The 12,037-nt window shown below is 54.3% G+C and carries 9 protein-coding genes; 4 read left to right on the top strand and 5 right to left on the bottom strand.

Translation table 11 applies throughout. The features are described from left to right. The first annotated feature begins 32 nt into the window (after positions 1 to 32). Positions 33 to 671, top strand: coding sequence for a histidinol phosphate phosphatase domain-containing protein (locus tag DOLE_RS12075; RefSeq protein ID WP_012175769.1), 639 nt, complete (start codon positions 33 to 35; stop codon positions 669 to 671). Between the two features lie 24 nt (positions 672 to 695). Here DOLE_RS12075 and DOLE_RS12070 read toward each other — a convergent pair whose 3' ends face one another. Together DOLE_RS12070 and hisF are read right to left on the bottom strand one after the other, a co-directional pair. Next, positions 696 to 2,183: a phytoene desaturase family protein gene (locus tag DOLE_RS12070; RefSeq protein WP_012175768.1), complete on the bottom strand. Its 1,488-nt coding sequence runs from the start codon at positions 2,181 to 2,183 to the stop codon at positions 696 to 698. Positions 2,184 to 2,197: 14 nt separating this feature from the next. After that, positions 2,198 to 2,959 (bottom strand): imidazole glycerol phosphate synthase subunit HisF, encoded by a 762-nt coding sequence (hisF, locus tag DOLE_RS12065; RefSeq protein ID WP_012175767.1) that lies wholly within the window; start codon positions 2,957 to 2,959, stop codon positions 2,198 to 2,200. A gap of 219 nt (positions 2,960 to 3,178) precedes the next feature. On the opposite strand from hisF, the gene DOLE_RS12060 reads away from it, so the two are divergent. The 3 genes from DOLE_RS12060 to recD2 all read left to right on the top strand — a co-directional run bounded on the left by DOLE_RS12060 (position 3,179) and on the right by recD2 (position 8,049). Then, a complete protein-coding gene (locus tag DOLE_RS12060) occupies positions 3,179 to 3,742 on the top strand; it encodes an endonuclease dU (RefSeq protein WP_012175766.1) in 564 nt (187 codons plus the stop codon). A 689-nt stretch (positions 3,743 to 4,431) separates the two neighbouring features. Continuing rightward, positions 4,432 to 5,709 (top strand): DEAD/DEAH box helicase, encoded by a 1,278-nt coding sequence (locus DOLE_RS12050; protein WP_012175765.1) that lies wholly within the window; start codon positions 4,432 to 4,434, stop codon positions 5,707 to 5,709. A gap of 171 nt (positions 5,710 to 5,880) precedes the next feature. Then, positions 5,881 to 8,049 (top strand): SF1B family DNA helicase RecD2, encoded by a 2,169-nt coding sequence (recD2, locus tag DOLE_RS12045; RefSeq protein ID WP_012175764.1) that lies wholly within the window; start codon positions 5,881 to 5,883, stop codon positions 8,047 to 8,049. An 18-nt stretch (positions 8,050 to 8,067) separates the two neighbouring features. On the opposite strand, the gene DOLE_RS12040 is transcribed toward recD2, so the two are convergent. From DOLE_RS12040 to DOLE_RS17515, 3 genes are all read right to left on the bottom strand, one after another. Further along, complete coding sequence (locus DOLE_RS12040) at positions 8,068 to 8,385, bottom strand: cupin domain-containing protein (RefSeq protein ID WP_012175763.1); 318 nt, start codon at positions 8,383 to 8,385, stop codon at positions 8,068 to 8,070. Between the two features lie 148 nt (positions 8,386 to 8,533). Next, complete coding sequence (locus tag DOLE_RS12035; RefSeq protein WP_012175762.1) at positions 8,534 to 11,122, bottom strand: hypothetical protein; 2,589 nt, start codon at positions 11,120 to 11,122, stop codon at positions 8,534 to 8,536. Beyond that, positions 11,112 to 11,753: a hypothetical protein gene (locus tag DOLE_RS17515; protein WP_052294299.1), complete on the bottom strand. Its 642-nt coding sequence runs from the start codon at positions 11,751 to 11,753 to the stop codon at positions 11,112 to 11,114. Before DOLE_RS17515 ends, DOLE_RS12035 begins: the two co-directional genes overlap by 11 nt. Positions 11,754 to 12,037 lie beyond the last annotated feature (284 nt).

The following is a 12,037-nucleotide window of genomic DNA, read 5'->3' as shown; positions in this document are numbered from 1 at the left end:
TTCGTAAAAAGCCGCCCAAAAACGGGGGAAACATGATCGACCTGCACATGCACACAATTTTCAGCGACGGCGTACTGATTCCGTCCGAGCTGGCCCGGCGGGCCGAGCACAAGGGCCTTGCCGCCATTGCCATCACCGACCACGGCGACTCCTCCAACATCGATTTTATTCTCCCCCGCATCGTGGACGTGGCCGAGGAGCTCAATAATGTTCTGGCGATCCAGGTGATTCCCGGTATCGAGATCACCCATGTGCATCCGTCCCTGATCGCCGGGGTGGTGATTCAGGCCCGCTCCCTGGGGGCCCGCATCGTGGTGGTTCACGGCGAGACCCTGGCCGAGCCGGTGGCGCCGGGCACCAACCGGGCAGCCATTGACGCGGGTGTGGACATCCTGGCCCATCCCGGCCTGATCACCGAGGACGAGGTGATGGCCGCTAAAAAGAACAATGTGCTGCTGGAGATTTCGGCCCGGGCCGGTCACTCTCTTGCCAACGGCCACGTGGCGGCCCTGGCGAAAAAACACGGTGCCGGCATGGTGATCAATACCGATACCCACGCGCCGTCGGACCTCATCGACCACGAGACGGCCCGTCGCATTGTCCGTGGCGCCGGCCTTTCCGACGCTGATTTCGAGGCCATGCAGAAAAACGCAGCCGCGTTCCTTCAGTAAGTAAGCAGCCGGTCCGGAAAAGCTTTATCCTTCACCGCGCCGCAGATCCGATGACACCAGGTCTCCGCAGTCCATTCCACTCTGGCAGGCCAGTTCCGTGCCCACGCCCCGGGCCGGGCCGGCGCAGTCGCCGGCAATGTAGAGCCCTTCAACCGGTGTCCGGTGATCCGGCCGGCCGGGGCCCACCTGGTCCACGGTCTGGGCCGTGGTGATCACCGATCCGCTGCTTTTGCCGATCCAGCCGGCCAGGTCGGCCACGGTCCAGGTGTCGGCAAACAGGGTGTTCTCCTTCAAGCCCGGCACCATTTGGTGCAGGGCGTTCATCAGGCCGTTGATCCATACCTGTTCGTTGTCGGCAAGGGGCACGTCCAGGGTGGGGGCCACGGCCGCAGCCGTGATGATGTGGCAGCCTTCGGGTGCCAGGTCCGGGTCGTAGTTGGTGGGCACCGGCGCGTAGATGGGAATGGTGTCGCCCTGAATGCCGTTTTCAACCCGGGCCATGGCTTCCCGCACCACCCGGTCTTCGATTTTGAACCGCAGGGGCACGCATCCCACCATCGAACCGGCGTGAATCAGGCGTTTTTTGACCGCTATCTTGGCCTGGACCGCGGTCCAGGCCTGTTTGATTTTTTTAACCCCGGCCACGTAACCGGGCGGGAAAAGATCGCCGCCTGCCAGCCGGAACACCGTGTCCCTGAGGGCGGTGGTGCTGATCACGGACCGGGTGGTGACCTGTTCCCCGTTGTCCAGGACCACGGCCTTGACCTGGTTGTGCTGAATCTCTATTTTTTCAACCCCGCATTTCAGGCGGACTTCGGCGCCATGGCGTTCCGCGCCGGCAAGAAATGTCTTTGGAATGGTGATGGCCCCGCCTTTGGGATAGCCCAGGCAGTTTTCAACAAACATCTTCTGCAGGTTCCAGATGCTCTCCCCGGCCGATGCCTCCCATGCGGGAAGCACAAAGAAAAGCCCCAGCAGAATACCCATCATGGCCCGCACCTCCGGGTTTTCAGTATAGCGCAGCAGAAAGGCTTCGATGGGGACCTTATCCAAGGCCTCTACCTGTCGGGGTTTCATGCGGGCGATGTCGTAAAACAGCCGGAGAATGGGGCCGTGGTATCGTGGATGAATTTTGAGCTGCCAGATCAGCAGGGGAAGCACCATGACCATACCGAACCGTCCGGCCGGAATGCGGGCGTCCACGTTCATGCCCTTCACGTGGGTGAGGTACCGGGTGCGACGGAATTCGATGGGCAGGCCCATGCCCAGACGTTTCGTAAGATCGCCAAAAGGGCCCCTGTTACACCGGATAAACAGGTGGGTGCCGGTGTCCAGCCGGAATCCCTGTTTTTCGTAGCAGGAACAGGCCCCGCCGGGTGCGGGGTTTTTGTCCACGATCAGGGTCTTCAAGCCGTTCAGGGCGCAGATGGCCCCGGCCGCCGACCCGCCCATGCCCGTGCCGATCACCACAACGTCCCATGACGCTTTTGCCTCTGCCGGGCACTGGATCATGGTTTTGCCTTCGTCTATTTTACCGCCACGCCGCGATTTTTCAGGTATGATTTGAGTTCGTCGATCCGGATCATGCCGAAGTGAAACATGGAGGCGGCCAGCAGAATGGTGGCCCCCGCCTGCACTGCCTCGTAAAAGTGTTCCAGTGTGCCGGCGCCGCCCGAGGCCACCACTTCGGCGGAAACCGACTGTTTGATGGCCCGGATCACCGGCAGGTCGTAGCCGGTCTGGGCACCGTCCCCGGCCTTGCTGGTGGGCAGAATCACCGGCACCCCGAACCCGTCCACCTTTTTGGCCCACTCCACGGCATCGGTCCCTGTTGCGGTGCGGCCGCCGTCCACGTAAACCTCGTACCCCGACGGCAGGGCCGGGTTCTGGTCCACGTCAATGGCCACGGTCACTTTTTCAGCGCCCAGGGCGGAAATCAGGTCCGGCACCAGGTTCGGCTTGCGAAAGGCGGCGCTGCTGATGGAGACCTTGTCGGCCCCGGCTTTGAGCACGGCCTCGGCCGAGGCCACGTCGGCAATGCCCCCACCCACGGTAAAGGGGACGGTGGCAACGTCGGCCACCCGGCGGACCACGTCCAGCATGGTGGCCCGGCCCTCCACCGTGGCCGTAATATCCAGCAGGGCCAGTTCGTCGGCCCCGCCCGCGCAATAGGCCCTGGCGCATTCCACCGGGTCTCCGGCATCCTTGATATCAACAAAATGAACGCCCTTGACCACGCGTCCGTTTTGCATGTCCAGGCACGGCATGATGCGAATCGTTTCTGTCATGAATCTGTCTCCGGTTTGTGTGATGGTTTTATGCAGTTCAAATATTTTTCCGAAACAGGGGCCGCAAGCATCTTATCCGGCAAATCCCACGTGTTCAGGCGTTTCAGAGTATCAATGCCGCCCGGCGGTTGTAAAGTAAAAAGGTGGCCCCTTGATCCTGTGTCTGCACCGGGCAGGGTGTGGTATAATTTGCAGGAAAAATCTCGAAAGCGACGGGACATGAAACACTTTTCCAATGTGGTGGGGTTTGACGACGCGCCCTTTGCAAGGGACCATGCGGGACCGGTGGCCGTGGTGGGCGCGGTCTATGCCGGCCTGCGGTTTGACGGCGTGTTAATGGGAGAGATTCAGAAAGACGGCACTGACGCCGCTGACGTGCTGGCAACCCTGATTACGGAATCCCGGTTTGCGGATCATATTCGCCTGATCCTGCTTCAGGGCATTGCCCTGGGCGGGTTCAACGTGGTGGACGTGTTTAGCCTGCATCAGCGGACCGGCCTGCCCGTGCTGGTGGTCTCCCGGGTTCGGCCCGACATGGAGGCCATCAAAAAAGCCCTGCTCGCGTCAATTCCGGAAGGCAAAAAGAAATGGGCCGTGATTGAACGGCTGGGGCAAATGGAAGAAGTGGCGGATATTTTTGTGCAGCGCGTGGATATTTCAATGGAGCAGGCCCGGCAGGTGATAAAGCGGTTTGCCGTGCACAGCCGGATTCCGGAGCCCATTCGCGCGGCCCACCTGATCGCCGGGGCACTGGCAAACGGCCAGAGCAGGGGCAACCCCTGATTCCAACGGGGAAGATGGACGGCTTCGCAAAAAGTCCAATAACCGCGTTGCTGGGTGCAAAGGGTTCAAGGATCCAAGTGTTGTTATTGACAGGTCTATAAAATAATCATTTGAATTTACAAATTACGATAATAAGAGTTAAAACCAGGTTGTCTCTGGGAAAGCAAATCTTTTATATACCACGTCAGGGCATCAATGGCAGGCCCCGCCCATTGCAGCGCAGCCGAGCGAAAATGCTTTTTTCGGAAAAAAGCGGGCAGGCTGTTTGAGCACCGCGAAGCGGGCGAGTTCCTGCCCGCGCCGAAAAAAGCGTTTGCGCGAGGGAAGCCGAAGGCCAAGCTGCACGGGCCGGTTCTTTTGGTACTTTTCTTGCCGCCAAGAAAAGTACACGGATAAGCAGGATAAGAGAAATACTCTTTGAGAGTAACGCCGTAAAGACAATTCGATTTCGATACCGATCCCGACAGCGATTTCGATTTGGATAAACAACCGGGAGAGGAACCACTTTTGAGGCGTACGTCAGGATTTGCTTTGAACTCAGATAATAATGCTTGACAACCACACTGTATCCCTGTAGTGTCGCAGCAACATAACAGTGTTCCTGGTTGTTGATGAAAGACATTACATAAGCCCCGGAATGACTCCGGGGCTTTTTTTATATTAGGAACACGGAAAGAAAAGGTAGCAAGTTGAATTTTGAAGCATTTGGTTTTAACCCCCAGGTAGCAGCCGGCATTAAAGAGGCCGGTTATGCAGTCCCCACACCGATTCAGGTCCAGGCGATTGCCCCGGTCATGGAAAACCGTGACGTCATGGGAATGGCCCAGACCGGCACCGGCAAAACCGCCGCGTTCGTCCTGCCGATCCTGCATCGGTTAATGAAGGGGCAGAAAGGCGGCATTCGTGCCCTGATTTTGGCCCCCACCCGGGAACTGGCGGAGCAGACCCACCAGGCCATTGGCGTTCTGGGCCGCAAGACCGGCCTGAAAAGCGCCACGGTTTACGGCGGCGTGGGCATCACCCCCCAGATTCAGAAGTTGAAAAAGGTTGATATCGTGGTGGCCTGCCCGGGCCGTCTCCTGGACCATATCGGTCGCCGTACCGCCAACCTGTCCAAACTGGAGGTGCTGGTCATTGATGAGGCGGATCAGTTGTTTGATATGGGGTTTTTCCCTGATATCAAAAAGATCCTCACCCATCTCCCGAAACAGCGCCAGACCCTGCTGTTTTCCGCCACCATGCCCGCTGAGATTCGCAAGCTGGCCGCGGATATTCTGCAGAATCCCGCCACCGTCCAGGTCGGCAATGAAGCGCCGGCGGACACGGTGAGCCACGCGCTCTACCCGGTGGCCCAGCACCTGAAAACCGCGTTTCTGCTGGACCTGTTAAAGCAGACCCAGGCCCGGTCGGTATTGGTGTTTACCCGCACCAAGCACCGCGCCAAGAACCTGGACCAGAAACTGGCCGGCGCCGGTTTTCGCTCCACCTCGCTGCAGGGCAACCTGTCCCAGGTCAAACGCCAGGCGGCTCTGGACGGTTTTCGCAAAGGAACCTTTCAGATCCTGGTGGCCACGGATATCGCGGCCCGGGGCATCGACGTGACACGGGTCTCCCATGTCATCAACTATGACGTGCCCTCCACGCCGGAAGCCTATATTCACCGCATCGGCCGTACCGGCCGGGCCACCTGCACCGGAGAGGCGTTTACGTTCATTACCGGTGAGGACAGAAACATGGTACGGGCCATCAACCGGCTGCTGGGGTCGGAGATTGAGCAGCGGACCCTGGAAAGTTTTAATTACAAGGCAGCGGCTCCGGCCTTTACCGGCAGCGCGCCGGCCCGCACCGATTCGGCCCACCGGCCGGCCCGAAAAAAACCGGCCCGGCAGTCTTCACCGCGACCGAAGACTTTTGAAAAAAGCGGCAGCCACGGCAAAAAGCCGGCCCGGCGCCACACCTTTTTATAGTCTGTCCGGACTGAACTGATCAAAACACCAGGAGGCCCGTTGGCGCGTTGCAGGTATTGCAACCGCGCCGGCGGGCCTCTTTTTGATTGTCTGACCGGCAGAAAATGGTATGCTCGTGTTCAGCCCGAAACGGGCGTTTGACGCAATTTTTTGCCCGGAGCCGCCGATTCCATGGAAACCACATTGACAGGCCAGCTGGAGCGCATCACCTACACCAGCGAGGAGAGCGGGTTTACCGTGGCCCGGGTCAGGGTGCGGGGCCAACAAGACCCGGTTACCGTGGTGGGGCCGTTGCTGGGGGTGTCACCGGGTGAGGTCCTTGAAATGCAGGGCCAGTGGACCACCCACCCCTCCTTTGGTGACCAGTTCAAGGTGGAATCTTACAAAGCCCGGGCCCCGGTCACGGTGGAGGGCATTCAGAAATACCTTGCCTCAGGCATGATCAAGGGCATCGGCCCGGTCACGGCCGAGCGCATCACAAAAAAGTTCGGTAAAAAGACCCTTCAGGTCCTGGAGACCGACATCAGCCGCCTGGCCAAAGTGCCGGGCATCGGCAAGAAACGCATCACCATGATTCAGGCGTCCTGGGAGGCCCACAAAGAAGTCCGGGACGTGATGGTCTTTTTGCAGAGCCAGGGCATCGGCTCCGGCTACGCCATGCGCATTTTTCAGACGTATGGCACCGGCACCATGGACGTGGTGACGAACAACCCCTACCGGCTGGCCGCTGACGTGGCCGGCATCGGGTTTCTCATCGCCGACCGCATCGCTGAAAAACTGGGGTTTGCCAAAAATTCACCGGTGCGGGTGCGGGCAGGGGTGCTGCATGTGCTTTCCAGCCTGGGCGATGACGGCCATGTCTATTACCCCTTTGAGCCGCTGGTCCGAAAGAGCATGGAGATCCTGGGCGTGGACCGGGCACTGGTGGTGGCTGCCGTTGCCGACGAGGCAACGGAAAAAAATATCGTGGTCGAGGAGTTGAAGGATGACGACGGCGAGGACGGCAAGGGGGTTTACCTGGCCGGCTATTTTCTGTGCGAAACCGGCATCGCCCGCCGGATAAAAGAGCAGGTGGCCACCGGCAAGGTGATTCGGGAGATCGACACGGCCAGGGCCGTGGACTGGGTGCAGAAAAAGCTTTCCATCACCCTGGCCGAGAAGCAGGCCGAGGCGGTGCGCACCGCGGCCAAAAGCAAGCTCATGGTGATCACCGGCGGGCCGGGTACGGGCAAGACCACCATCGTAAAGTCCGTGCTGCACATCATCAACGCCCTGGGGGCCGTGGTGCTGCTGGCCGCGCCCACGGGCCGGGCCGCCAAGAAACTCAAGGAGGCCACCGGCCACGAGGCCCGCACCATTCACCGCCTGCTGGAGTTTTCCATGGCCAAGGGCGGGTTCCAGCGCCACGACAGCCGGCCCCTGGAGTGCGATCTTTTGGTGATCGACGAGGCCTCCATGATCGACACGGTGCTGATGTACCACCTGCTCAAGGCGGTGCCGCCCCATGCCGTGCTGATCCTTGTGGGGGACGTGAACCAGTTGCCGTCGGTGGGGCCGGGCAACGTGTTAAACGATATTATCTCCTCGGGCGTGGCGCCGGTGGTGACGTTAAACGAGATTTTCCGCCAGGCCAGGCAGAGCCGGATCGTGGTCAACGCCCATCTGATCAACCAGGGACAACTGCCCCATATTCAGAACGACGATACAGCCGGCGACTTTTTCTTTGTGGACCAGGAAGACCCGGACACGGTTGCCGACACCATTGTCGACCTGGTCACCCGCCGCATTCCGGCAAAGTTTGACCTTGATCCCTTTGACGACATTCAGGTGCTGACCCCCATGCACAAGGGAACGGTGGGCGCCATCAACCTGAATAACCGGCTGCAGAAGGCGTTAAACCCGGAGTCAAAGGGCATTGTCCGGGGCGAGGCCACCTTCGGCCTGTCGGACAAGGTGATGCAGATTCGCAACAACTATGACAAGGAAGTGTTCAACGGCGACATCGGCCGCATTGTCCGTATCAATCAGGAGGCCCGGGTGCTGGGCGTTCTGTTTGACGGGCGGGAGGTGGCTTACGATTTTTCAGAGTTAGACGAGCTGGTGCTGGCCTATGCCATTTCCGTGCACAAGTCCCAGGGATCGGAGTATCCGGCGGTGGTGATGCCTGTTCTGACCCAGCACTACATCCTGTTGCAGCGCAACCTGGTGTACACGGCCGTGACCCGGGGCCGCCGCCTGGTGGTGATGGTGGGCACCAAAAAGGCCCTGGCCATCAGCGTGAACAACAACCGGCCCAACCTGCGCTACACGCGGCTGCGCCAGCGGCTGGCCGGTGCATAAAGGTAAGGACGGTCATGGTCAGTCATAATGCACGGCCAGCCAGATGGTTTCACCGGCCGGGTCGGTCCACTCCACCCGGTGCCTCACATGGGCCTTGATGTTGATCCAGTCTCCGGCCCTGAGTTCAACAATATCTTCCCGGCCCTCAAACCGAAGCCCGGCACTTCCCCTGACCACCAGGACAAACTCGTCTTCTTCCTGGTCGTACCAGAATCCCGGCGGAGAGGCGTGGCCCTTTGACACGATCCGCTGGATTTTGACGCTGTCTGTCGAACACAGGGTCTCAATGAATTCTTCGGCCAGATCGGTGGGTATGTTTTTGAGAAGGGATGGCATATTTATGCACTTGGTCGGCGAACGCCCGCTAATCAGCCGCGCGGTTTTTTGCGTCGGCTGAATTAGCTTGGTTATGTGTTTTAGCTTCTCTGCTTCAGTTTATAAAAAGTCAAATAATTGTAATGACTATGGTTTCATATACAATCTTTTATTCAACTTTTGACTTGTGTTCTTCTATTATCCGCTCAGCCTCACGATCGTATGAGTTTGCCAGTTCTCTCAATGTGAACGCGAATCTTGCAAATCCAGAATTTTCTAATGCATCAGCTTTTTCCCGCCACAGTGCGGCAAGATCTCTTTCTGGCTTCCCAGTTGGATCAACCGAGTGTACTCCTCTAGAATTGAATATCTCAGTACGAAAACCGCTCCGCATTTCTTCAGCGTCTCTGGCATTCAATACGGAAGCAACCGACCGAGGAAGCCAGAGCCCTTGGGGATCTGGAGGGCAATAAAGCAATACTTCTCCAACTTTAATCATGGCAACCTCAAGATGGCCTGACTCCTTACATAGATGCTTAACACTTTTAAGCCACGCTTCGAAATCTTCTGAAGAGAAACTCCCGTCCTCACGTAAACCTGGTGGCCTCCTCCATTCGTGCAAAAGCCTCCAAGCATTCGATGCAAGAGCTTTTTTAACCTCACCAGGCTCTTCACCTTGCGTTTCCTCATTCTTGGATCGATAGATAAGCCGGATAACTTCACAAAAGAAATCCGGTTGCGTGGAAAGGTATTTTTCAAGTAATTTAGGTTCAGCACCACTATGCCGGTCAAGTAGCCGTAAATATGCCCATTCAACCTTAAAAAGATCATCTTGATCTGTATTGGAATCATTCTGCAATGCTTTGATAAGTTCTGTAATTTCATATGAATCAATATTCGCTGTTGGTTCTGAAGAAGATACAGTTTCTAATAGAGCACGGACTGTCCTTTTTGCATCAAAAGGCAATTTTTTATGTAATCGATAATTTAGGCAAGCAATTGCCGCCTGTGGCCGAGCTACCCCTAACAGTTTGTCGATGGCGAACAAGAGATCGCTTTTAGATTGATAAGGATTAACTGGAACTCTTTGCCAATATTCATACTCGGCATCACCTAGCCAATCGACAGCGCGCTTCCATGTATCGTCTTCGAAAGGCAAATACATCAAAAGCTGACATTTCTGTGCAATAGTCCATTCAGCTCTATCTAATCCATCAACCCATTCCCATCCTTGATTTTGATATCGGCCCCAAACAAAGCCACCCATAAATTGCCGATAGATAGTGTCTTCAGTATCTAAATAGTTTTTTAATAAATCAGAGTCTATGCCACTATCGGCTATTAGACCTAAGGCCCAACCCACTTTATTTGGGGATTCAACTTCATTAATAAAGGCTATAATACCCTGTAATCCACTGGCATCATAAATTTCCTGAATAGCTTTTTGACGTCTTTCATCCAGTTTCTTATGTTGCTCCTCCCAATCCCCGTTTTTGTGATAGAGATCAAATTCTTTGCTAACGAAAAGCCTCCGGTACAGGCCCTCCGGGCTGGTGGGTGCTAGTCTATTTGCAACGGCCTCAATTTGGGTGATATTTTCATCATTTAGAGCCCATTTCGCATCTGAAAAACGTCGGTGTTTCCTTGCAAAATTTGTAAGATCTGTCCAAATCGGTAAGCGTTGGTTTTCTGGAAGATTGGTGATAGCTTCTGAAGATAGGTATTTCAAAACCTGATCAAATGATGGCTTGGGCAAATTATCAAGATTTGCTACTAGTTCTTTGAGTTTATCTAAGTCGCCGCAAGCCATTTCGACAGCAATCTCTGCATAGCCAGCAACCTGATCCCAATATTGTTTATTGGTGACTTTGGGCTCCCAATCTTTGGGAACGATGCTACGCCAGAGCGGTTTGTGAACACCAAATGATGTCTGGTGCTGATTAGGTAGCAGACTAAGTAGTACCTTCCAAGCAATATCGGGAAAGTCCCTTCTTATTGCCTTAATAGCCGCAATACGTTTATCAATTGGCGCCAGCGTTTGTGGATACCATGGTAACAAGATGGTTATTAAAGAATTGACTGGTCTGTTTGTCCAATTCCCACCTGGATCATGTGATGCTAGCTCAGCTAAAATTATAGCTACACCCATAAAATGTTCTTCAGCCCAGGACAAACCTTCTAATGCCCAAAGTAAACCAGTCATGTAATTTCTACCTGCAATGCCTTTTCCCTCTTGAGCAAATAGCTCATCGAAGGGGCATGGTTGTTTCTGAAGTGCATTTTGTACCAAATTCAAGAACTCACCAGGTGCAGCTTCGGATAGCGTGGGCAACAGGCTATTTAGGCTTCCCCAAAGTTGCCAGTTTGCTTGCTCGAAAATATCGCGAATGGATAGAACGGCAATAAATTCTGGCTTATGCTGCGTGCAGTTCTTTAATATACCTCCATGGCTCCCAAGCAACGCCAAAGTTTCTGCTAAACCTTTACGTAGATCTGACGAATGATTAAGCACTTTTCCATGAATGTTTGCAGCATAACGCTCCTCAGCAGGTAACTCAAATTGCGGGTCTAACTCTGAAAGCACCTCAACTGCACAGTCTTTGAACTGGTCTAAATGAGTATCGAATATTCTAGAACCCAAGCCATGCCAAAGCTCCTTCCGATCTACCACTTCCCAGCGCCCGTTTCGCAGAGCCAATGGATTATCTTGCCCTTGAAGAACTTCTCGAAGGCTGGCTATCCATGAATCAAAATCCATCAACTATCTTCCTTATTATTTTTAAATCGTTTTCGTTGCTTTCGTACCATTTTCCAATCATTGTGGCGGCAGTTAATGCCTTTGCTTGGGCCGTATCACTAGCAAATTTGTTTAATTCTGCTCCGCGTGGAACGATAAAGCTGTCTGGAATTGATGGCATCTCCTTATCACTTTCTGAGATAGCCGCTTCTAAGTCTGTTTCAATATCTGCAGCTTCAAAGAGAACGGAGAATACCCATAGTGCTACCTGCCGTATTCCATCCAGTGTATCCTGTTGGGGAACACCGAATCCGCCGCCATGATAATGCTCATTGCGTTGGTCGTGATACCACACGATCTCAGCTTTCTCTTTATATTCAGGTAGACCCCGCGTCTGTATTTCTAACGCGAAAAAATCAAGCTTAGAATGATAGTTGTTCATCCATTTTTCTATATCTTTTTTAGGATATTGCCTATTTCCTCGCTGTAAGGGATTCAAAGATAAATATGTGGCTATGGATACCTCAATGGCATTGTCAAAGCTTATGAGTGCTAATCTACGATCGTAATCACTACCTTTGCGGTAATGAATCTCCGCATGGAAAATCAGTTCAAAAGGGCGCGCTGCCCAAGGTTTGAGTTTATTTTTCATGCTCACGGTATCTATGCCCACCCTTTAATACTTAACATACGTTCACAAGAAGATTTTTACGATGGTGTTACTTATCACATAACATTAATATTATTGTGATTCTCGTTTTCCGACCGAAAAAATATCCCCTGAAGCATTTAATACAATTGAAAATTGATTGTCAATATATAAAAAGTCAAACAAAATAAGGGCCTTGAGGTTCAAATGACAAGCTGTTTATATTGTTTTTTTAAAAAATTTTTATAAAAACACTGAACAGGCCGGCTGAATATTAATAATTCTAT

The organism is Desulfosudis oleivorans Hxd3 (assembly GCF_000018405.1).
Classification (GTDB): Bacteria; Desulfobacterota; Desulfobacteria; order Desulfobacterales; family Desulfosudaceae; genus Desulfosudis; species Desulfosudis oleivorans.
This window is presented reverse-complemented; position numbering and strand designations above follow the sequence as displayed.